Source organism: Chelativorans xinjiangensis (assembly GCF_009812055.1).
GTDB classification, from domain to species: domain Bacteria; phylum Pseudomonadota; class Alphaproteobacteria; order Rhizobiales; family Rhizobiaceae; genus Chelativorans; species Chelativorans xinjiangense.
Window position 1 is genome coordinate 24,151 of the sequence record NZ_WQNH01000023.1, and the last position, 21,270, is coordinate 45,420.

Below are 21,270 nucleotides of genomic sequence, written 5' to 3' on the forward strand. Positions count from 1 at the left end.
TTCCCGACTACTTCTTTACACTTCCGACTTATGAGCGGGTCCTGTGCATGCGTCCGTCGCATGTTGCCCTCTTCGCACCCTGCCGTCCACCTGCCCAAGGCGGGAAGGGGTGCCGAAAAGGGGCGAATACCCCTTCGATTGGATATGAAGGTGACTCCGGTTTTCGAAGGCGGCCGCGCCTACCGTCCGCAGCGCTGCATCTGATAGGCGTAGTCGTTGGCCATGGCGGCTGCTTTGCTGGCGGCTTTCTTCATGTGTGCGTTGTTGCGCCAGGCGCCGCTAGAGTAGCCGGCGTGACCGGCATAGTAAGCCAGATAGAGATTGTAGGTGTCGTTGAGCGCGATGCCGTTCTTGTGGTGGCTCTGGCGGTGGTACCAGCCGACGAAGTCCACCGCGTCGGCGAAATCGCCACGGCGGGCGCCTTGCCTGCCGGTTTCGCGCCGATAGCGGTCCCATGTGCCGTCGAGGGCCTGGGAATAGCCATAGGCGCTGGATGGGCGCTTCCAGGGAATGAAGCCGAGCAGCTTTTTACGCGGGGGCCTGGCATTGGCCTTGAAGCCGGACTCGGCGCGGATGGTTGCCATCAGCACGGGAACCGGCACACCGTACTGACGCTCGACGCGCTTGGCATCGCTGTACCAGCCGCCGAACCAGCCGTCCTTCTGGTCGAACACGGAACAGAGATCGTTGATGTTTCCTGGCGTGGAGGCACAGCCGCCAAGCGCCAGAAGCACAACGGCGATCATTATGGCGCGCATCATGCGCTGGCCATAACCCGTAAAATTCTAACAATTCCTAACCGCGGCGGCGGAATCGGCTGGAAGAGGCCGACACGATAGGCACCTGGGAGACGGAAGCGGCGGGTACACCGGGCTTTTGCCGATCGCACAGGCGTCCCGTGCCAGGCATCTAGCGCTTGCATAGGGATGGCAAAAATGACATCCATCCACGCAGGGTTGTGCATTGCACGGGGTGTAATGCGCTTGGGGGTGAGAAGATATTGAAAACGCCACGGAAGCGATCAAGTCGCCGTCGTGCGCCTGTTCGCAAAGCCACGCAGCTCGAGGCCAAGCTGCAACCGTCGCAGAAGCGCGCGAAAAGCACGTTCGAGACCATTCTCGACGTGACCGGCCGGCTGCTGGGCGAGGTGGGGGTCGAGCGGCTTTCAACCAACATGATCTGCGAACGGGCAGGGATGACGCCACCTGCGCTTTACCGATGGTTTCCCAACAAATACGCCATCCTGGCGGAACTTGCCCGCCGGATGACAACGGCGCAGCTGGAAGCGGTGGAAGGGTTGTGGCAGCAGCGGGCGGATGCCGTCGAGGCTTTTCCCGAGGCGGCGGACGAGATCGCCGAGGTCCTGAAGCAGCTGAACAAGATCACGCGGGGCAGGCCCGGGGGGATCTGGATCATGCGGGCCATGCGCGCCGTGCCGATGCTGCGGGACATACGAATGGCGTTCCGGACGCGGCTCGCCGCCATCATCCGCGACGGCCTACGCGCACGGGGGGTGCATGCGGCGCCGGAGGAGGAACTCGACATTGCCGCGCACCTGATCGCCGAGGCCATTTTGGCGGCCGACGAGATGGCGGCGGAAGGCCCGGCCTCCGATGTCGACGCCATCGCCCGGGAGATCGGATGGATGGTCGAGCTCTACGCCCGCAAACGCTGGGCGCCACTGCGGTAATAGCCTCTCGGTCACGGCGGGCGCCCGACCGATATCGACCTCCATCAAAGGATATCCAAGACGAAAGGCGTTCCCTCGTAGGCTTCCGTGCCTCGACCGATGGCGCGGATCGCTTCGACCATGCGGCCGCGCCGGTCAAGGATCTGGTCGGCGAAGGAGACGATGCGGATGTTGGGCGTAGCGGACGGCGCGCGGCGGCGGAGTTCCCGGGCAAGCTCCATCTCGTCATGGTCGGGCTGGAGTGCGGCGGCGATGGAATAGGCAGCGGCTGTCGAGCGGCTGATGCCGGCGTGGCAATGCACCACCATCGGCGCCCTGCGGTCCCAGGACTGGGCGAAGTCGAGAAGCGTTTCAACATGCGCCCGCGACGGCGCGACCAGCCCCGGCATTTCCTCGACAATATCGTGCATGGCGATGTGCAGGCAGCAGGACGGGTCGAGATGGGCGGGCCGCGGAGGCTCGGCCTCAAGGGAAAGAAGCGAGATGAGATGGGTCGCGTTGGTCGCTTCCAGCGTTGCGGCAAGCTGGGAAAGGGGCGTGACGTGGATCATTGCGGTTGTCCTGCGGCTTTCCGCCAGCGGCGGAGCGATTGCGCCAGCCGGTGGAATTCTCCGTCTCCTCCAGGCAATCCTATACGCAGTGCGTGTGGATCGGCACGGAAATTGCGCACCAGGATCCCGTCCTTGCCGAGCGACCGGAAGAGGCTTGCCGCATCAACCGTCCGCAGGAAACGGAAGAGCGGCGTGCCGCCGGCGGCGGTGAGGCCGTTTTCAGCCAGCAGCGTATCGAGATCCAATGCTTGCCGGGTGAGGCGCTCGCGCATTTCCGCCTGCCATGGGAGATCGGCAAGGGCGCTCCGGCCGATTTCGAGCGCCGGCCCGCTGACCGCCCAGGGGCCGAGGCGGGCTCGCAGGATGTCCGCGGTTGGCTGGGCGGCAAGGGCAAAGCCGAGCCTGATGCCGGCGAGCCCGAAGAACTTGCCGAAGGAGCGCAGCACGACGATGCCGTCGGCTTCCACATCGCCGTCCAGTGCCTCAGTGCGCGGTCCGACATCCATGAAGGCCTCGTCGACGACCAGAAGGCCGCCCTTTGCCCGCATATGCGCTGCCAGATGCAGAAGGTCGGTACGCGCGGTAACGTGGCCGTCGGGATTATTCGGATTGACGACGACGGCGAGGTCAGCGTCGTAGAGTGCCCTGAAATCGGAGACCTCAGCCACATCATGTCCGGCAATGGCGGCGGCGCGCCTGTGTTCTGCGTAGGTGGGCGACAACACGGCCGCCTTACCCCCGGCGGCGAGGCCCGCCACCAACGGCAGAAGGATCTGCGTACCGGGTGCGGCGGCGACGTTCATAGCGTCCGGGGCGCCGTAGGCCTCAACCGCAGCATCCATGAGGGCTTGAAGCTGTGCTTGCTCCGGCAGGCGCTGGAAGGCGCTGGCGGATATATCTGAAAGCGGATAGGGATGCGGATTGATGCCCGTGGAAAGATCGAGCCAGGGCTTCGGCGCACCGGGGAAGAGCGCCTCCGCGCGCAAAAGACTGCCGCCGTGATCGGTCACTTCCTTTGCCGGATCGTCCCTAAGCAATGCCATGTTCGTTCTTCTAGCCTTCCTGTCGCTCGTGATCGAACTGGCGCTCGGTTATCCGGATCGCCTGTTTCGCGCGGTCGGCCATCCGGTCGCGTGGATGGGCCGGCTGATCGGCTTTCTCGACCGGACGCTCAACCGGCAGGATTGGACGTTGCGAAGCCGCCGTGCCGGTGGCGTGGTGGCACTCTGCGTCCTGGTGGCGGTCGCGGGTGGGGTTGGGTGGGCACTGCAATCGCTGCTGGGCGCTGGTGCCGGCCTCCTTGTCACGGCGCTCTTCGCCAGTTCGCTCATTGCCCAGCGCAGCCTTGCATCGCACGTCGAGGCCGTTGCATCGGCGCTCGAGACCGAGGGGCTGGAAGCCGGGCGCCGGGCCGTCTCGATGATCGTCGGCCGTGACACGGCGGTGCTCGATGAGGCAGGGGTCTCCCGCGCGGCCATTGAAAGCCTTTCCGAAAACTTCTCCGACGGCGTGGTGGCGCCGGCTTTCTGGCTGGCGGTTTTTGGACTGCCGGGCGCGCTCGCCTACAAGGCCGTCAACACCGCTGACAGCATGATCGGCCATCGCACGCCGCGGCACGCGGCCTTTGGCTGGGCGGCGGCGCGTTTCGACGATCTCGTAAACTTGCCCGCTTCGCGTCTGACGGCACTGCTGATCGTAGCGGCGGCGTGGGTTACGGGGGCGGGCTCGGCGGCGAAAGCGTGGAGCGCCGTGCAGCGCGACGCGGGGCGGCACCGTTCGCCCAACGCCGGGTGGCCGGAGGCTGCCATGGCGGGTGCACTGGGGCTGGCACTCGCGGGGCCGCGCAACTATGGCGGCGTGCTGGTCGACGACGCGCTGATGGGAGAGGGCGGGCGGCGCGAGGCCATGGCGGCCGACATCCGCCGCGCGCTGCGCCTCTATAGGGCCGCCGATGCAATTCTGATCGCGCTCATGGGCGTCGTGGCGGGGCTTCTCTTTCTGCATGGCTGATGAGCCTGTGGGGGATGGCTAGAACTCGACACCCTTCTGCGCCTTCACGCCGGCGGAGAAGTGATGCTTCACCTGTCCCATCTCGGTCACCAGATCGGCGGCTTCGACGAGTTGGGGCTTGGCGTTGCGGCCGGTCACCACCACGTGGAGACCGGCTCTTCTCGCCTTGAGTGCCCTCACCACCGCGTCCAGATCGAGATAGTCGTAGCGCAGCGCGATGTTGAGCTCGTCGAGGATGACGAGGCCGAAGGAAGGCTCCGCCATCAGTTCCAGCGCCTTCCGCCACGCCCGCTCGGCGGCCGCGATGTCGCGCTTGAGGTCTTGCGTCTCCCAGGTGAAGCCTTCGCCCATCGAATGCCACTCCACCTGGTCGCCGAAGCGCTTGAGCGCGTCCTTCTCGCCGGTATGCCAGGCGCCCTTGATGAACTGCACGATGCCGACGCGCCGGCCATGGCCGAGCATGCGGAGCGCCAGGCCGAAGGCGGCGGTGGACTTGCCCTTGCCAGGCCCCGTATTGACGATCAGGAGGCCCTTTTCGACGTTCTTGTCGGCCACCTCGGCATCCTGCACGGCCTTGCGTTTGGCCATCTTGGCCTTATGGCGTTCGGCTTCACGGTCTTCGATCTCGCGCATGTCACTTCACCTTCATCGGCAGGCCGGCGACCATGAAGACGACGCTGTCGGCCTCTGCCGCCACCATCTGGTTGAGTTTGCCCGCCGCGTCCCGGAATTGCCTCGCCATCGCATTGTCCGGTACGATGCCAAGGCCGACCTCATTGGAAACGAGGACCCAGGGCCCGCGCGGGCGCTTGAGAGTGTCGATCAACTGTTGGCATTTCGCCCCCACGTCATCCCCGGCGAGCATCACGTTGGTCAGCCACAGCGTCAGGCAATCCACCAGAACCGGCTCTCCCTCAGCGGTCCCGGCAAGGACCTCCGCAAGTTCCAGCGGCGCTTCGAGGACCGTCCAGCGCTCGTCGCGCCGGGCGCGATGCTCCGCGATCCGCGCCTGCATTTCCGCGTCGAAGGCCTCTGCCGTGGCGATGTAGGTCCACGGCGGCGGAGAGGCTGCCACCAGCGCCTCGGCGTGGCGGCTCTTGCCGGAGCGCGCCCCGCCGAGGACGAAGGTCAATTGGCGGCCGTCAGGCAAGGCTGTTCTGCGGCGTGCCGAGGGGCCCGGAAAACCGTGCGCGCACGAAGCCCATGGCGGCACCAAGCACCAGCCAGAACAGGAGGTTGGTGACCGTCACGGCCACCACGAAGCGCTGGTGCAGGTCGGCCGGAACCGGCGTCTCGTGGGTTGCCGGCTGTGGTGCGCCGACGGCATGCGGCGCCACGATCAGCGCAACGCCCAGCACGGCGAGCAACACCGAACGGCCGAACACGATCAGGGCAAGCCCGGCCGCCGTGGCGCCGACCGTGGCGATCCACCATACCTGCCTCGCGAAAAGGTCGGCCGCCGGCATGGCGGGGAGTTCCGGAGGCAGGCCGAGCCCCGGCGCCAGCGTGAAGACGGCAAAGCCGGCGAAGCCCCAGACGACGCCTTGCCGCCAGCCCGCAATGCCGCCGGCGATCTCCGAGGCGGCGACGAGCAGCAGACCGAAGCCGATGCCCGTCACGACGTTGGCAAGGACGGTGTAGAAGGTGCGCTCCGCTCCGTCAGCCGGAGCCCAGGCCTCTTCGTCGTGGTGGTGGTCGGCAGCTGCGCCTTCGCCGTGATCGTGGGCGCCGTGATCATGGGCGGGCGCGGCGGCTTCGTAGGTTTCGGCCTGAAGGATCAGCGGAACGGTGAAGAAGCTTTGCAGCCCCGTCATGACGATGCCGGCGAAAAGCCCGGCGATGGCGGCAAGGAACACCGCGTTTCTGAAAACGGACATGGATTCGACCTCTGCTTGAAGTTTTGGTCCGAAAGGCGGCGGCCTTTCGGTCATGGATCATGCAAGTCGTGACCAGACGAATCGCGGCAGCGAAACAGCGGTCAGCAGGGGGCGTGATCTAGTGGCAGGGGAAAGCCATGGAATGGCGATAGTCGTGTCCGGCGTTGTGGACGACGTCCATCTGCGCAAAGCCGGAAACTGCGATGATGAAGACGCCGAGCAGCCCGGTCATGAGAAGCGGGAGAACGCGCGATTTTGCGGATTCGAGCGCGCCAAAGGTCGTGGATGTAGTCATGTTCAAATCCTCTACCCTCCACCCGAGGGCTCTTGCGGTTTCGTCTCGTCGTAGGCAGGTCTCCTGGCTCGCGGGTCTTCACTTGGCCCGCCTTCCCGAAGCGAAATGCTCCAGTGGCTCTTGGGCGCAAGCTCGCCGCTCACAGTTGCGGGGGCAGCCGCGGATCGGGGCAAAAAGCCCTTACCGCGTTCCCTCTTTTCGTCCCCGAAGGGAACCGACGACAGGGCCGACCTTAAACGAAATGCGCGCCGGGACAAGACGAAATTATCCTGCGTTGACAGCATAGCCGCTGCCCCTCTAAATGGTCGGCGACGGTCTTCCATCCGCCAGGGTGGGAGCTAAGAGGGAATGCGGTGCGCCTTCGGGCAATTCCGCAGCTGTCCCCGCAACTGTAGTCGGAGAGCTCTCCGCCACACGCCACTGAAGCCGGGTGCTTCGGGAAGGCGGCGGCAGGGCGACGATCCGTAAGCCAGGAGACCTGCCGTCACGAAACTTAATCCTGACCGCCCGGCGGGTGACCCGGGCAAAGGACGTGACCTTGGCTGACGGCTTACCAGATCGGGCGGACTCCCTCTCAATAGACGCTTCCGGCGATGCCGACCGAATCAGTCCGGTCACCGTCGTCGTGTGCAGTTCCTGCCGCCGCTCCACCGACCCCGAGGAACTGCCACGCCCCGGCGCGTTGCTTGCCAGGAGCACGGTAGAAGCCGCGGAAGGCGCCGATGTGCGTGTGCGCCAGGTCGCCTGCCTCGGCAACTGCAAGCGGGGCTTGAGCGCGGCGATCCTGCGCGAGGGGTCGTGGAGCTATGTCTTCGGCGAGCTTGAGCCCCACAGCGGGCCGGATCTTATCGCCGGAGCCGAACTCTTCGCCAATTCGAGCGATGGTTTCATGCCGTTTCGGCAGCGTCCGGAATCGTTGAAGCGTGGCCTTATCGCGCGCATCCCCACAACCGACAGCCTGAAGGAGGTCCCATGACCGTTTCGTTCGACCGCGTTCCCTGTACCGTCGTGACGGGCTTCCTGGGAGCCGGCAAGACGACCCTTATCCGCAACGTGCTGGAGCGCGCGAACGGGAAGCGCATCGCCATCATCGTCAACGAGTTCGGCGATGTCGGCATCGACGGCGAAATTCTGAGGAACTGCGGCATCGAAGGCTGCGCGGACGATGACGTTCTGGAACTTGCAAACGGCTGCATCTGCTGCACGGTTGCCGACGATTTCGTGCCGGCGCTTGACAAGATCCTGTCGCGCGATCCCAAGGTCGATCACATCCTTATCGAGACCTCCGGCCTGGCGCTGCCCAAGCCGCTGGTGCAGGCCTTCAACTGGCCGAACGTCAAGAACCGCGTCACCGTCGACGGCGTGGTGGCGGTGGTGGACGGGCCGGCGCTGGCGGACGGACAAGTTGCCGCCGATTTGGAGGCGCTGGAGCGGCAGCGCGCCGCCGACGCGTCGCTCGACCACGACGATCCGGTCGAGGAGGTGTTCGAGGATCAGGTCGCCTGCGCCGATCTCGTCATCCTGTCCAAGGCGGATCTTCTGGATGAGCAGGCGCTTGCCCGAGCCATGGGCGCGATGGCCGGCCATCTCTCGGACGCCGTCAAGGTCGTGCATGGGATGAACGGCAATGTCGATCCGGGCGTGCTTCTCGGTCTCGGCCTTGCCGTCGAGGACGATATCGAGAACCGCAAGACCCACCATGACGGCGTGCTCGACCACGAACATGACGATTTCGACACCTTCGTCATCGAGCTGCCGGCGGTCGCCAACCCCGATGAACTGGCGCGCAAGGTGGCACTCGCGGCGGAAGCGGAAAATGTGTTGCGCCTGAAGGGCTTCGCGCATGTGGAAGGCAAGCCGATGCGGCTTCTCGTCCAGGCCGTCGGCCCGCGCGTGACGCATCACTACGACCGTCCCTGGAAGGCAGAAGAAGCGCCGTCGACGCGCCTCGTCGTCATTGGCCTCAAGGGCCTCGACCGGGCGGCGGTCGAGAAGCTTCTGGCGGCATGAGACGATGCATATCCTCGCCACCAGCTCCGCCTCGCTCGAGGATCTGATCGAGCCGGTAGACCTTCGCCAGACGCCGGCGGAGATGGTCGCGCTATCGTTTACCGACAGCGACCTGGCGGGGATTGCGGCGGCGTGGAAGGCTGGCCGGGAGACGTTGCCCTCGCTGCGGCTCGCCGCGCTCGGCGACCTGCGCCATCCCATGTCGGTCGATCTATGGATCGACAGCGTGGCTTCCCATGCGAAGGTCGTGGCGGCGCGTGTCCTCGGCGGCTACGACTGGTGGCGCTACGGCTGCGACAGGCTGGCGGCGGTTGCCCGCGAGCGTGGCATTGCGCTCATTCTGCTCCCCGGCGAATGCCGCGAGGGCGATGAGCGGCTTGCCGCGCTTTCGACGGTTTGCGGGGAGACTTACGAAACCCTGCTCGGCTTTTTCCGTGAGGGTGGGCCCGAGAACATGGCGCTTTTCGTGCGCCATATGGCGCGCCTTGCCGGCCGCGAGATTTCGGTGGGCGAGGCGCGGGCGCTGGCGCGCGCCGGATACTATGCGCCGGGCCAAGGTGTCACCGGGTTGGCGCACTACCGGTCGCTGGCGGCGTCGGGCCGGCCGGTCGTGCCGGTGCTTTTCTACCGCTCCATGCTGCTGGCCAACGATGTGGCGCCAATCGATGCGCTTGCCCGTGCGCTGGACGAGAAGGGCGTTCTGGCGGTGCCTGTCTTCGTTTCCACGCTGCGCGATTCCTCCGCCCGGCAGCTTCTGGATGAGGCGGTAGAGGCGTTGCGGCCCGCCGCTCTCATCACCACCACCGCCTTTGCGAGCGGCATCAAGGGCGCGGAAGAATGCCTCTTCGACCGGCTCGGCCTGCCGGTCTTCCAGGTTGCCGTCGCGACAACCCGGCGCGAGGCATGGAAGAGCGGCCAGCGCGGCATGGCACCCGCCGATCTCGCCATGCATGTGGTGCTGCCGGAACTCGACGGCCGCATCATGGCCGGGGCGATCTCCTTCAAGGACAGGCAGGCGCCGGACCCGGCGCTGGCGGTCAGCCTGCAGGTCAACCGGCCGGAGCCGGATCGGGTGGCACAGGTGGCCGAGCGGTTGGCCGCCTTTCTTGCGCTCCAATCCACACCGCGCGTGGGGCGGCGCATCGCCATCGTCCTGCCGGACTATCCGGCCGCAACGGGGCGCAGCGGCTATGCGGTCGGGCTTGACGTGCCGCAAAGCGCCATCGCCATGCTGCACGACCTGAAGGCGGAAGGGTATCGGGTGGAGGATGTTCCCGAGACGCCGCGCGCCCTGATGCGCCTTCTGGAGCGCGAGAGGGCCGGCATAGCCGCCGAAGATTATGCCGCCGCCTTCGCACACCTGCCGCAGGAGGCGCGCAACGCGGTAGAGACCGCCTGGGGCGTGCCGGGGGGCGAGGATTTTTGTTTCCGCGCAGCGCGCTTCGGCAACATCACTGTGGCTTTTGCGCCCGATCGCGGCCGCGCGGCGGACCGCAGGACGGAGTATCACGATCCAGTGCTGCCGCCCGGCCATCCGCTTATCGCCTTCGGCCTGTGGTTGCGTGAGGGGCTGGGCTGCCACGCACTTGTCCATCTGGGTGCGCACGGCACGCTCGAATGGTTGCCGGGCAAGGCCGTCGCATTGAGCGGCACTTGTTTCCCCGAGCTCGTGGCTGGTCCGCCGCCGGTGGTCTACCCCTTCATCGTCAGCAATCCGGGCGAGGCGGCACAGGCCAAGCGGCGGATCGCCGCCGTGACGCTGGGCCATCTGACGCCGCCACTGGTCGGTGCCGGCTTGAGCGATGAGCAGCAGGCGCTGGAGCGCCTGGTCGACGAATATGCGCAGGCCGACGGCCTCGACCGCCGCCGCCGCGACCGGCTGGCAAAGCTGATCGTGGAGACGGCGCAGAACACCGGTCTTGCCCGCGAGGCCGGTGTTGACGAGGGGGACGACCCGGAAGCAGCACTGCTGCGCATCGATGCGTGGCTCTGCGACCTCAAGGATTTCGCCATCAAGGATGGGCTTCACATCTACGGCCGTGCGGCCGATGGCGAAGCCGATCCACTGCGGGTCGAGAGTGCGGAACGCGAACGTACCGCCTTCATCGCTGCGCTGGACGGCAAGCGGGTACCGCCCGGGCCGTCGGGCGCGCCGTCGCGCGGTCGGACCGATGTGCTGCCCACAGGACGCAATCTTTTCACCGCCGATCCGCGCACGCTGCCGACGCCTACTGCCGTGGCGCTCGGCACAACCGCCGCCGATGAGATCGTGCGGGCATATCTGCAGGAGCACGGCGACTACCCGCGCGCGCTGGTGCTCGACCTATGGGGCAGCGCCAGCCTGCGCACGGGGGGCGAAGAGATTGCGCAAGGTCTGGCGCTGATGGGCTGCCGCCCGCAATGGGATGCCGCCACCGGGCGCGTGACCGGCATCGAGGTGCTGCCGCCTGCCGCCTTCGGCCGCCCACGCATCGATGTCACCTGGCGCATCTCGGGGCTGTTCCGCGACATGTTCCCGACGCAGATCGCCTTGATCGACGCCGCCGTTGCCGCCGTCGCCGCGCGCGACGAGACGCAGGACGAGAACCCGCTTGCCGCCGCGGGACGCAGCGAGGGAAGGGTGCCGGCGCGTATTTTCGGCTCCGCCCCCGGCACCTATGGCGCGGGTATCGAGGAGCGTCTCGCGCGTGGCGACTGGCAGGATCGCTCGGAACTCGGCGAGGCCTATCTCGAAGCCGCCTCTCACGTTTTCGGCGGGGCGGAAGGAGAGGGGCGGGCGGCGCCCGGTGCCTTCGCGGAACGCGTCGGCCGGGCCGACTTGCTGGTGCACACAGGCGACGATCCAGGCCGCGATATCCTCGAAGGTTCCGCCGACGTGGCCTTCATCGGCGGCTTTTCCGCGGCACTTGCAGCACTTGGCGGCAAGGCGGATCTCGTCGTGCTCGATACGACGGATCCCGAACGTCCGCGCGCCCGCTCGTTGACGTCTGCCGTCACGCGCGCCGTGCGCGCCCGCGCGCTCAACCCGCGCTTCATCGAAGGCCAGTTGCGGCATGGGCCGCGGGGGGCGGCCGAGTTTGCCGAGACCGTGGATCGCCTCGTCGGCTTCGCCGAGACGACGAACGCGATCCCCGGGGGACTGATCGAGGCGGTTCACGCCGCCTATCTGGAAGACAGGCGGGTGTGCGACTTCCTGTTTCGGGAAAATCCGGCGGCGCTCCGCGCCATTGCCGAGCGCTTTGCCGACGCACGCCGACGCGGCCTCTGGCACCCGCGCCGCAATGCGGTGGACGACGGCCTTGCGGAATTGATCGCCGAAGCACGCAAGCAGGAGGAGGTTGCATGAGCCTTCGCCGTGGCGCCTGCCCCTCGCTTTCCGCGCCGATGCAGACCGGCGACGGCCTGCTCGCCCGTCTCAACCCTGTGGGAGGCCATCTTTCCGGGCGCCAACTGGCGGGGCTTGCGCGGGTGGCGGAGAGGCTCGGCAACGGTATTCTGGAGATCACCGCTCGCGGCAGCCTGCAGGTGCGGGGACTGACGGAGGAGAGCGCGGTCGCGCTTGGCGTGGAGGTGGAGGCGCTGGGGATCGAGGTGCGCTCCGGGTTGCCGGTCGATATCAGTCCGTTAGCCGGGCTCGACGCCGGGGAGGTTGCCGATCCGCGCGGGCTGGCCCGCGAGATTTGGGAGCGCTGTGAAGCCTTGGGGCTGAGTTCGCGGCTGGGGCCGAAAGTTTCGGTGACAGTCGATGGTGGTGGTTCGCTGGGGCTTGGCGGGGTGTTTGCGGACGTGAAGCTGGAAGCCGTGGCTGGCTTTCGCGCCCTCCTCTGTCCTGCCGGACATCTCCCCCACAAGGGGGGAGGTCGGCTGTCATCAACGTCTTTCCAAATTTCGGAAGAGGGGGCCGGCGCTAGCGGCCGATCAATCTCCCCCCTTGTGGGGGAGATGTCCGGCAGGACGGAGGGGGGCGTGAAAGGGCACACCTTCTCCGACACGAGTACCACATGGCGCCTTCGCGTCGGCAGTGCCTCTGCCACCGCTCGCGAACTGGGTCACTTCGCGCAGGCCGATGCGGCGGAAACTACCCTGCGCATCCTAAAAGCCGTTGCCGAACGCGGTGCCGATGCGCGGGCGCGCAATCTTTCAGATGCTGAACTGGCTAAGGTTACGGGCTGCGAACCGGCCTCTAGCGCCACATCTGCTGAACCCATGCGCTCGCCGGTGGGCCGGTTCGCACTTGTCGGCGGTGGGCGGGCGACGGGGATGGCGCTTGCCTACGGGCAGATCGAAAGCGGTGCCCTTCTCGCCTTGGTGCAAGCCATCGGAGAAGAGCGGGGCGTGTGCCTCGCGCGCGGCAGGGGCCTGCTCGTCCTGGGCGTGGGAGAACATGAGGGCACGGCGCTCTTAGCCGCCGCCGAACGCCTCGGTCTCATCGCCAAGCCCGACGATCCGCGCCTTTCCATCGCCGTTTGCGCGGGTAAACCCGCCTGTGCCTCGGCACATCTGGCCACAAGGCACCTCGCCGACAGGATCGTCGCAAGCCGGCCGGACCTGCTCGACGGCGACTACCAACTGCATCTTTCAGGCTGCGGCAAGCAGTGCGCCCGCCCCTCCCGCGCGTCGGTGACGCTGATGGGTGTCGAGGGCGGTTTTGAGATCAGCGCCGAAGGCACCGCCATCCCATCCGATCTCAAGGCCCTGCTTTGCGAGCTGGCCGAGGAACAATTCAGGCAACGCCCATGACAACCGACTACATCCGCGACGGTAAGGTCATCTACGAGAAATCCTTCGCCATCATCCGGGCGGAGGCCGATCTTTCGCGCTTTTCCGAGGCGCAGGCGGATGTGGCGGTGCGCATGATCCATGCCTGCGGGCTGGTTGAGGCGGCACGCGACTTTGTGTTCTCTCCCGACTTCGTGGAGGCGGCGCGGGCAGCGCTGGCGGCAGGCAGCCCGATCTTTTGCGATGCCGAAATGGTGGCGCATGGCATCACACGGGCGCGCTTGCCGGCCGGGAACGAGGTGCTTTGTACGCTGCGTGATCCGCGTACGCCCGAGATCGCCGGGAGGATCGGCAACACGCGCTCGGCCGCTGCACTCGAACTTTGGCGGGAGCGTCTCGAAGGCGCGGTGGTCGCCATTGGCAATGCGCCGACGGCGCTTTTCCACCTGCTCGACATGCTCGAAGCGGGGGCGCCGAGGCCCGCTGCGATTATCGGTATGCCGGTCGGCTTCGTGGGCGCGGCGGAATCGAAGGAGGCGCTGGCGGCAGGCGGCCACGGTATTCCTTTCGCCATCGTTCGGGGGCGGCTCGGCGGCAGCGCCATGACGGCAGCGGCGGTGAATGCGTTGGCGAGGACGGGTATATGAGCGGGCGGTTGATCGGCGTCGGCACCGGGCCGGGCGATCCGGAGCTTCTTACGCTGAAGGCGGTGAAGGCACTTGGCGTGGCCGATGTGGTGGCGCATTTCGCGAAGCGGGGCAACGGCAGCAATGCGCGCGCCATCGTCGCGGCGCATATGCGTGCGGATGTGGTCGAGCTGCCGCTGTTTTACCCGGTGACGACCGAGATTGCGAAAAGCGCACCGGCCTATGGCGAGGCCATCTCCTGCTTCTATGAGGAGGCGGCGGAAGCCGTGGAGGCGCATCTGGCGGCCGGGCGCACCGTTGCCGTCCTGAGCGAGGGCGACCCGCTGTTTTACGGCTCCTATATGCATCTGCATGTGCGGCTGGCCGACCGCTATCCGACGGAGGTGATCGCCGGCATTACGGCGATGTCAGGCTGCTGGTCGGCCGTGGGCCTGCCCATCGTGCAGGGCGACGATGTGCTTTCGGTGCTGCCGGGAACGCTGCCGGAAACCGAGCTTCAGCGTCGGCTCGATGATGCTGAGGCCTGCGTCATCATGAAAGTGGGGCGAAATCTCGCAAAGATCCGCCGTGCGCTTCAGGCGACGGGCAGGCTTGGCGAGGCCATCTTCGTGGAGCGCGGCACCATGGCGGCCATGGCCACGATACGGCTTGCGGACAAGGCGGACGACGAGGCCGCCTATTTCTCCATCGTGCTGGTTCCGGGCTGGAGGGACAGGCCATGAGCGGCCGGATCGTGGTGGTGGGCCTCGGCCCCGGCAGCCCGGACCAGATGACGCCGGAGGCGTGCGCCGCCCTTGCAGAGGCGAGCGACTTCTTCGGCTATGCGCCCTATCTCGACCGGCTCGAGCTTGCGCCCGGCCAGACGCGCCATGCTTCCGACAACCGGGAAGAGCTTTCGCGCGCCGGCGCGGCGCTCGAGATGGCGGCGTCCGGCCGCAGTGTGGCCGTGGTCTCCGGAGGGGATGCCGGCGTCTTCGCCATGGCCGCTGCCGTTTGCGAGGCGATCGAAGCAGGCCCTGCCGAATGGCGCGACATCGAGTTTCTCGTGGTGCCCGGCGTCACGGCCATGCTCGCCGTAGCCGCCCGCACGGGCGCTCCGCTCGGTCATGACTTCTGCGCCATGTCCCTGTCGGACAACCTGAAGCCGTGGGAGCTGATAGAGGCGCGGCTGCGGGCGGCGGCGGGAGCGGGTTTCGCGCTTGCCTTCTACAACCCCGTGAGCCGCGCGCGGCCGTGGCAGCTCGGCCGGGCGTTCGAGATTTTGCGCGAAATTCTTGCACCAGCCACGCCCGTCATCTTCGGCCGTGCCGCCGGCCGGCCCGACGAACGCATGACGGTCACGACGCTGGGTGAGGCGCGCTCCGACCAGGCGGATATGGCGACGTGCGTCATCGTGGGCTCGGCGGAGACGCGTGTCGTTGCGCGCGAGGGCCGGCCGCCGCTCGTCTATTCCCCGCGCTCGGCCGGGAGGCAGGCGAGATGACGGATGCGCTCTATCGCTGCTTCCACAGTGGCCACCGCGTCGCTTGCGGGCGGGTGCGGGCGGCGCACCATGACGACCGGCAGGCCGAGCGCCCGTGCGGCAGCGATCTTGCCGTAGGTCGCGTTGCCGCCGCTGTTCTTGGCGACGACGATCTCGACACCGTTCTTCTCAAGCAACGCTCGCTCAGCCGCCTCGTCGAAGGGGCCGCGCTCGTGGATGAAGCGCGCGTTGGCGGGCGCGGCGGCAGGCTCCACGGGGTCGACGCTGCGCACGATGTAGAAATGCCACGGAAAGGCCGCGAAGGGAGCGAGTTCCTGCCGGCCGATGGCGAGGAACACCGTGCGCGGCTCTGCCCCGAGGAGCTTGGCCGCTTCCGTGGCATTCTCCGCCTCGATCCACCGGTCACCATCGACGGCTTGCCAGGGCGGGCGCTCCAGAGAAACGAGCGGTACCGCCGCCTGCTTCGCCGCACGCGCGGCGTTCTCCGAAATGCGGGCGGCGAAGGGATGCGTGGCGTCGAGCAGGATGCCGACGCCGTTTTCGCGGATATACCGCGCAAGACCCTCCGCCCCGCCGAAGCCGCCGCGGCGCACGTCGCCGGCCTGCATGCGCGGGTTGGCGGTGCGGCCGGCCAGCGAGAGGGTAACGCGCAGCCCGCCTTCTTGAACGAGCGCTTCGGCGAGCCGGCGCGCTTCGCCGGTGCCGCCGAGGATGAGAACGTGCCGAGGGTTCATCATGCCATCTAGGGAAGGGACGGCACTCGGCGCAACGGGAAAGTGGCTCGCAATCGTCGGCATCGGCGAGGACGGGGCGGAGGGGCTGAGCCCGGCGGCGCGGCAGCTCGTTGCCGAGGCCGAATTCGTTTTCGGCGGGCGGCGGCATCTCGATCTGGGGCGGGAACTGATACGGGGCGAGGCGCGGCCATGGCCCGTGCCTTTCGACAGCGCCATGACGGATATCGTTCGCCTGCGCGGCCGCAGGGTCTGCGTGCTTGCCTCCGGCGATCCGTTCCATTTCGGCGTGGGGGCAACGCTTGCGCGCCATATCGAGGCGGCCGAGATGCAGGTTGTGCCCGCGCCGTCGGCCTTCAGCCTCGCAGCGTCTCGGCTCGGATGGGCGCTTCAGGACGTAGAGACTGTCTCGCTGCACGGACGGCCGGTGGAACTGATCCTGCCGCTCCTTCACCCCGGCCGCCGCATCATCGCGCTCACTTCCGATGGCGACGGGCCGAAGGCGGTTGCTGCCCTCCTTGCGCGTGAGGGCTTCGGCACCTCGCGTATCCATGTGCTGGAAGCGCTGGGCGGGCGGCAGGAGCGGTCCGGCATCTTCCTGGCCGAGGCGATGGGAGATGCTTCTTTCAATCCGCTGAACGTCGTGGCGATAGAGGTGTCAGGTTCGGAGGATGCGCGTGTTCTGCCGCTTTCGGCCGGCCTTCCCGACGCGGCTTTCGAGCATGACGGGCAGATCACCAAGCACAAGGTCCGGGCGCTGACGCTTTCAGCGCTCGCGCCGCGGCGCGGGGAGATGCTGTGGGACATCGGCGCCGGTTCGGGCTCGATTACCATCGCATGGATGCTGGCCCATCCCTCCATGCGCGCTATCGCCGTCGAGACGGTTCCTGAACGTGCGGAGCGCATCCGGCGCAACGCTCGTGCGCTCGGTACGCCGGACTTGCAGGTGATCGTCGGTACGGCGCCGGCGGTACTCGGCGGGTTGCCTGCACCGGATGCGATCTTCATCGGCGGTGGCGGAAGTGATGCGGGTGTGGCGGACGCCGCTATGACGGCGCTCAAGCCCGGCGGACGGATGGTCGCCAACGCCGTGACGCTGGAGATGGAAGCCGTGCTCCTGCGGCTTCACGCGCGCCTCGGTGGGGATCTAACGAGGGTTGCGCTCTCCCGCGCTGCCTCCATCGGCGGCATGACCGGGTGGCGCCCGGCCATGCCTGTGACCCAGTGGAGATGGGTGAAGCCATGAGGGTGGCGGGCATCGGATGCAGGTCGGGCGTTGCGGCGGGCGAGATCCTTGCGGCCGTGGAGGCGGGCGCGCCGGGGCTCGATGCCCTCGCCACCGCCGCCTTCAAGACGGACGAGCCGGGTATCGTCGCGGCAGCGGAGGTGCTTGGCATCCCTCTTATCGCTGTTTCGCAAGACGATTTGAAACGCGCCTCGGCGGGCTGCCTCACCCGCTCCGATGCCTCGCTCGCGGCGACGGGTGTTGCCTCTGTTTCGGAGGCTGCGGCCTTGGCGGTGGCCGGCGAGGGTAGCCGGCTCTTGGGCCCGCGCATCGCAACCGGCAATGTCACATGCGCCATCGCGCAAGGTAAGGACCAGGTATGACAGTACATTTCATCGGCGCCGGCCCCGGTGCCGTCGACCTCATCACGGTCAGGGGACGCGATCTTCTCGCCCGTTGCCCTGTCTGCCTTTATGCGGGCTCTATCGTGCCGGCGGAGCTTCTTTCCCACTGCCCACCCGATGCGCGCCTCATCGACACCGCGCCCATGTCGCTCGACGAGATCGAGGCCGAGTACCTGGCCGCTCATGAAGCCGGGCTCGAGGTGGCGCGGCTCCACTCGGGCGATCTGTCGGTCTGGAGTGCGGTGGCCGAGCAGATCAGGCGGCTGGAGCGGCATGGTATTCCCTATACGCTGACGCCGGGCGTGCCGGCCTTCGCCGCCGCTGCCGCCGCACTCGGGCGCGAGCTCACCATTCCGGAAATCGCGCAGAGCCTGGTGCTGACGCGCGTTTCCGGCCGCGCCTCCAAGATGCCCGAAGGGGAGCGGTTGGAGGCGTTCGGCCGCACGGGCGCCACGCTCGCCATTCATCTGGCCATCCACGCGCTCGACCGCATCGTGGAGGAGCTTGTTCCGCTCTATGGACCGGATTGCCCGGTGGCCATCGTGGCGCGCGCGACCTGGCCGGACGAGCGCATTGTGCGTGGCACCCTGGCCACGATCGAGGCGGAAGTGGCGAAGGATCCCATCGACCGCACGGCGATGGTGTTTGTGGGGCGGGGCCTTTCGGCGGAGGGTTTTCGCGAAAGCGCGCTCTACGACGCCCATTACCAGCGACGTTTCCGGGGGCGCGACCCTTCATGAGCCTTGCCGATGCCATAACGCGGCTGCCTTTCGAGCCGATGCCTTTCGCGCCGGGTCATGTCTGGCTCGCGGGCGCGGGGCCGGGAGGGCTCGGCTGTCTGACGTTGGAGGTGATCTCGGCCCTCAGCCTCGCGGATGTCGTGATCTACGATGCGCTGATCGATCCCGCCGCGCTTCGGGCGGCAGGGGAGGCGGAGCATTTCTTCGTCGGCAAGCGTGGGGGTAAACCTTCGACGCCGCAGGAGGAGATCAATCGCCTGATGATCGGCGAGGCCCGGTCGGGCCGGCGCGTGCTTCGCCTCAAGGGCGGTGATCCCAATACGTTCGGACGCGGCGGCGAGGAGGCGTTGGCGCTCGCCCATGCGGGTATACACTTTCGCTTCCTGCCGGGCGTCACCTCGGCCTTCGGCGCGCTGGCGGCGGCACACATCCCGGCAACGCTGCGCGGTGTCAACAAGGCGGTGATCCTTGCCACCGGCCATGCTGCCGGCACGCCGGACGATCTCGACTGGGCGGCACTGGCGAGGACTGGACAGCCGATCGTCATCTACATGGGCATGAGCAATCTCGACAGGATCGCAGCGGCACTCATTGCCGGTGGTCTTGATGCAAGCACTCCCGCTGCCGTTCTCATGTCGGCGACGACCGTCGATGAAAAGGCGCTCGTCGGCACGCTTGGCGACATTCCGCGGCGGGCACGGGAGGAGGGTTTCGGTTCTCCGGCGCTGATCGTGGTGGGGGATATCGTCACCGTTCGTGAAACGCTGCTCAGGCCGCGCGGGGGAGGAACGACGGTATGACCGCCCGCGGCCTCATCATCGGTGCTCCGCGCTCCGGCTCCGGCAAGACCAGCGTGACCATCGGGCTCATGCGGGCGCTGAGGCGCCGTGGGCTCGATGTCGCGGGCGCCAAGTCCGGTCCCGACTACATCGACCCCGGCTTCCATGCCGCCGCCACGGGCAGGGCAGGGGTCAATCTCGATAGCTGGGCGATGGCGCCCGGCCTGCTCGATAGCCTGCTGGCAAGGCAGGCGGAGGACGCCGACATGCTCCTCGTCGAGAGCGCCATGGGCCTGTTCGACGGTGTGCGCACCCCTGCCGGCCGCACGGGCGCTGCCGCCGATCTCGCCCGACGCTACGGCCTGCCTGTTCTGCTGGTGCTCGACGTTTCGGGCCAGTCGCAAACCGCTGCCGCCGTTGCCCATGGCTTCGCCACCTTCGATGCCGGCGTGCGCATCGCGGGCGTCGTGCTCAATCAAGCCGCCAGCGAGCGGCACGAGCGGCAGGCGCGGGAGGCGATCGAGGCAAGGGCTATCCCGGTTCTCGGCGCGATCCATCGCAACCCGGACATGGCGCTGCCGGAACGGCATCTGGGGTTGGTGCAGGCAAGCGAGCATGCGGCCCTTGAAGGTTTCATCGAGCGGCTGGCCGACATCATGGAGAAGTCTCTGGATCTCGATGCGATCCTGCAGACGGTATCCCCCGTAGAGGTGGTACCGGGTGCAACCGGGCATCACCTGCCGACGCCCGGCCAGCGTATCGCCATCGCCCAGGATGCAGCCTTCTCCTTCGTCTATCCTCACGTCGCGCGGCAATGGCGCGGGGCGGGTGCCGAGCTTGTCGCCTTCTCACCTTTGAACGACGAAGGCCCGGACCCTTCTTGCGACGCCTGCTGGCTACCGGGTGGCTATCCCGAACTCCACGCGGGCAGGCTGGCCGCTGCGTCTGGCTTCAAGCAGGCACTCCGCCGGTTCGCGGAAACCAGACCGGTCCATGGCGAGTGCGGCGGCTACATGGTTCTGGGCAAGGTGCTGGAGGACGCGGACGGCGTCAGCCATGAAATGACCGGGCTGCTCGGCCATGGGACGAGCTTCGCGCGGCGCAAGATCAATCTGGGCTACCGGGAGGCGCGGCTCCTCTCCGATTGTCCGCTCGGGCAAGCCGGAGAGACGGTGCGCGGGCACGAGTTCCACTATTCCCGGCTGATCGGGCGTGGCACGGACGAGCCGCTGGCCGAGCTTGCCGATGCGATTGGAAATGCGCTCGGACCTTCGGGCGGTCGGCGTGGCCTTGTCACCGGCACCTATTTCCATGCCATCGCGCGGGGCGGCGCATGAAGGGCGAAGCGGCCCACGCGCGAAGGCTTGCTGCCGACGCCATGGCTTGCATCGGCTTCTACACGCGCCTGCCGTTGTCCGCGACGGTCGCCTCGTTTGCCGCCGCGCAATGGGCGGCGCCCTTGGCTGGTGCGGTCATAGGATTGGTTTCCGGCGGGGTCTTGTGGACAGTCGTTTTAGCCGGAGCTCCGGCCCCGGTCGCGGCGGCTGCCGCGCTGGGTGCCGGAATGCTGGCGACGGGAGCGCTGCATGAGGATGGGCTTGCCGATGTGGCGGACGGCTTCGGCGGTGGAAGGAACCGCGACGAGAAGCTCGACATCATGCGCGACTCGCGTGTCGGCACTTATGGAGTGCTGGTTCTTGTCGTCTCCGTGCTTGCGCGCTGGGCCGCTCTCGCCGCTGTCGCGGGCGCAGGGAGCTTTGCCGCGCTTCTGGCGCTGGTGGCCGCCCATGCCGCTTCGCGGGCGCTGATGCCGCTTTTCATGATGCGCGTGCCGCCCGCGCGCGGGGACGGCCTTTCCGCAGGGATTGGCCGTGTCGAGGGGGCGGTTGCCTTCGCAGCGCTTGCGATCGGCGGCTTCTTTCTCGTTCTCGCCGGACCTTTCTTCACGTTGTTGTCGGCCGTACTTCTCGCAGTCTGGTTCCTGATCCTGGAACGGCTCTGCCGCCGTCAGATTGGTGGCCAGACCGGAGATGTGCTGGGCGCGCTTCAGCAGGGGGGCGAGGCCGCCGTCCTCATAACCGCTTCCGCAATGCTCGCCTGAAGGAGAAA

The 21,270-nt window shown here is 67.3% G+C and carries 23 protein-coding genes and 2 riboswitches; of the genes, 15 read left to right on the forward strand and 8 right to left on the reverse strand.

The genetic code is table 11. The features are described 5' to 3' along the window. Positions 1-179: 179 nt before the first annotated feature. The gene (locus GM910_RS15115) at positions 180-758 is read right to left on the reverse strand and encodes a transglycosylase SLT domain-containing protein (RefSeq protein ID WP_159588718.1); all 579 of its coding nucleotides are present in this window, start codon (positions 756-758) and stop codon (positions 180-182) included. Positions 759-1,000: 242 nt separating this feature from the next. On the opposite strand from GM910_RS15115, the gene GM910_RS15120 reads away from it, so the two are divergent. Beyond that, complete coding sequence (locus GM910_RS15120) at positions 1,001-1,690, forward strand: TetR/AcrR family transcriptional regulator (protein ID WP_159588630.1); 690 nt, start codon at positions 1,001-1,003, stop codon at positions 1,688-1,690. Positions 1,691-1,734: 44 nt separating this feature from the next. On the opposite strand, the gene GM910_RS15125 is transcribed toward GM910_RS15120, so the two are convergent. Both GM910_RS15125 and cobD read right to left on the reverse strand, forming a co-directional pair. Beyond that, positions 1,735-2,241, reverse strand: coding sequence for a tyrosine phosphatase family protein (locus GM910_RS15125; protein ID WP_159588632.1), 507 nt, complete (start codon positions 2,239-2,241; stop codon positions 1,735-1,737). Continuing rightward, entirely contained in the window at positions 2,238-3,284 is a 1,047-nt protein-coding gene (cobD, locus tag GM910_RS15130; RefSeq protein ID WP_159588634.1) for a threonine-phosphate decarboxylase CobD, read from the reverse strand. Before cobD ends, GM910_RS15125 begins: the two co-directional genes overlap by 4 nt. Between cobD and cbiB the strand changes: the two genes are divergently transcribed. Continuing rightward, positions 3,283-4,251, forward strand: coding sequence for an adenosylcobinamide-phosphate synthase CbiB (cbiB, locus tag GM910_RS15135; protein ID WP_159588636.1), 969 nt, complete (start codon positions 3,283-3,285; stop codon positions 4,249-4,251). The genes cobD and cbiB overlap by 2 nt on opposite strands. A gap of 18 nt (positions 4,252-4,269) precedes the next feature. On the opposite strand, the gene cobO is transcribed toward cbiB, so the two are convergent. From cobO to GM910_RS15155, 4 genes are all read right to left on the reverse strand, one after another. Further along, entirely contained in the window at positions 4,270-4,884 is a 615-nt protein-coding gene (gene cobO / locus GM910_RS15140; RefSeq protein WP_159588638.1) for a cob(I)yrinic acid a,c-diamide adenosyltransferase, read from the reverse strand. Position 4,885: 1 nt separating this feature from the next. Next, entirely contained in the window at positions 4,886-5,401 is a 516-nt protein-coding gene (gene cobU, locus GM910_RS15145; protein ID WP_159588640.1) for a bifunctional adenosylcobinamide kinase/adenosylcobinamide-phosphate guanylyltransferase, read from the reverse strand. Beyond that, on the reverse strand, positions 5,394-6,128 hold the full coding sequence (locus GM910_RS15150; protein WP_159588642.1) for a CbtA family protein: 735 nt from the start codon (positions 6,126-6,128) through the stop codon (positions 5,394-5,396). The genes cobU and GM910_RS15150 overlap by 8 nt, the downstream gene beginning before the upstream one ends. Positions 6,129-6,246: 118 nt before the next feature. Continuing rightward, positions 6,247-6,423: a CbtB domain-containing protein gene (locus tag GM910_RS15155; RefSeq protein ID WP_159588644.1), complete on the reverse strand. Its 177-nt coding sequence runs from the start codon at positions 6,421-6,423 to the stop codon at positions 6,247-6,249. 36 nt (positions 6,424-6,459) lie between these two features. Further along, positions 6,460-6,657, reverse strand: a riboswitch (cobalamin riboswitch). 61 nt (positions 6,658-6,718) lie between these two features. Then, a riboswitch (cobalamin riboswitch) is annotated at positions 6,719-6,923 on the forward strand. 38 nt (positions 6,924-6,961) lie between these two features. On the opposite strand from GM910_RS15155, the gene GM910_RS15160 reads away from it, so the two are divergent. Genes GM910_RS15160 through GM910_RS15195 form a run of 7 tightly spaced genes read left to right on the forward strand, consistent with a single transcriptional unit; the run spans position 6,962 to position 15,282 of the window. Next, positions 6,962-7,399, forward strand: a complete 438-nt coding sequence (locus GM910_RS15160; RefSeq protein ID WP_159588646.1) for a DUF1636 family protein — start codon at positions 6,962-6,964, stop codon at positions 7,397-7,399. Continuing rightward, positions 7,396-8,433 carry a cobalamin biosynthesis protein CobW gene (gene cobW / locus GM910_RS15165; RefSeq protein WP_159588648.1) on the forward strand — a complete coding sequence of 346 codons (1,038 nt, stop codon included), beginning with the start codon at positions 7,396-7,398 and terminating at the stop codon, positions 8,431-8,433. Before GM910_RS15160 ends, cobW begins: the two co-directional genes overlap by 4 nt. A 4-nt stretch (positions 8,434-8,437) precedes the next feature. Continuing rightward, on the forward strand, positions 8,438-11,779 hold the full coding sequence (cobN, locus tag GM910_RS15170) for a cobaltochelatase subunit CobN (RefSeq protein WP_159588650.1): 3,342 nt from the start codon (positions 8,438-8,440) through the stop codon (positions 11,777-11,779). Further along, entirely contained in the window at positions 11,776-13,173 is a 1,398-nt protein-coding gene (locus GM910_RS27305) for a nitrite/sulfite reductase (RefSeq protein WP_246226160.1), read from the forward strand. Before cobN ends, GM910_RS27305 begins: the two co-directional genes overlap by 4 nt. Beyond that, on the forward strand, positions 13,170-13,799 hold the full coding sequence (locus GM910_RS15185; RefSeq protein ID WP_159588652.1) for a precorrin-8X methylmutase: 630 nt from the start codon (positions 13,170-13,172) through the stop codon (positions 13,797-13,799). The genes GM910_RS27305 and GM910_RS15185 overlap by 4 nt, the downstream gene beginning before the upstream one ends. Then, positions 13,796-14,521, forward strand: coding sequence for a precorrin-2 C(20)-methyltransferase (locus GM910_RS15190; protein WP_159588654.1), 726 nt, complete (start codon positions 13,796-13,798; stop codon positions 14,519-14,521). The genes GM910_RS15185 and GM910_RS15190 overlap by 4 nt, the downstream gene beginning before the upstream one ends. Continuing rightward, entirely contained in the window at positions 14,518-15,282 is a 765-nt protein-coding gene (locus tag GM910_RS15195; RefSeq protein ID WP_159588656.1) for a precorrin-3B C(17)-methyltransferase, read from the forward strand. The genes GM910_RS15190 and GM910_RS15195 overlap by 4 nt, the downstream gene beginning before the upstream one ends. Here GM910_RS15195 and GM910_RS15200 read toward each other — a convergent pair. Then, positions 15,246-16,016 carry a cobalt-precorrin-6A reductase gene (locus GM910_RS15200; protein WP_159588658.1) on the reverse strand — a complete coding sequence of 257 codons (771 nt, stop codon included), beginning with the start codon at positions 16,014-16,016 and terminating at the stop codon, positions 15,246-15,248. The two genes, GM910_RS15195 and GM910_RS15200, sit on opposite strands and share 37 nt — an antisense overlap. A gap of 1 nt (position 16,017) precedes the next feature. On the opposite strand from GM910_RS15200, the gene cbiE reads away from it, so the two are divergent. Genes cbiE through cobS form a run of 6 tightly spaced genes read left to right on the forward strand, consistent with a single transcriptional unit; the run spans position 16,018 to position 21,262 of the window. Beyond that, positions 16,018-17,259, forward strand: a complete 1,242-nt coding sequence (cbiE, locus tag GM910_RS15205; protein ID WP_159588660.1) for a precorrin-6y C5,15-methyltransferase (decarboxylating) subunit CbiE — start codon at positions 16,018-16,020, stop codon at positions 17,257-17,259. Further along, positions 17,256-17,621 (forward strand): cobalamin biosynthesis protein, encoded by a 366-nt coding sequence (locus GM910_RS15210; RefSeq protein ID WP_159588662.1) that lies wholly within the window; start codon positions 17,256-17,258, stop codon positions 17,619-17,621. The genes cbiE and GM910_RS15210 overlap by 4 nt, the downstream gene beginning before the upstream one ends. Beyond that, entirely contained in the window at positions 17,618-18,382 is a 765-nt protein-coding gene (gene cobM, locus GM910_RS15215) for a precorrin-4 C(11)-methyltransferase (protein WP_159588664.1), read from the forward strand. The genes GM910_RS15210 and cobM overlap by 4 nt, the downstream gene beginning before the upstream one ends. Further along, positions 18,379-19,182: a uroporphyrinogen-III C-methyltransferase gene (gene cobA, locus GM910_RS15220; RefSeq protein ID WP_159588666.1), complete on the forward strand. Its 804-nt coding sequence runs from the start codon at positions 18,379-18,381 to the stop codon at positions 19,180-19,182. The genes cobM and cobA overlap by 4 nt, the downstream gene beginning before the upstream one ends. Beyond that, positions 19,179-20,498 carry a cobyrinic acid a,c-diamide synthase CobB gene (locus GM910_RS15225; RefSeq protein WP_159588668.1) on the forward strand — a complete coding sequence of 440 codons (1,320 nt, stop codon included), beginning with the start codon at positions 19,179-19,181 and terminating at the stop codon, positions 20,496-20,498. The genes cobA and GM910_RS15225 overlap by 4 nt, the downstream gene beginning before the upstream one ends. Next, a complete protein-coding gene (cobS, locus tag GM910_RS15230) occupies positions 20,495-21,262 on the forward strand; it encodes an adenosylcobinamide-GDP ribazoletransferase (RefSeq protein ID WP_159588670.1) in 768 nt (255 codons plus the stop codon). Before GM910_RS15225 ends, cobS begins: the two co-directional genes overlap by 4 nt. Positions 21,263-21,270 lie beyond the last annotated feature (8 nt).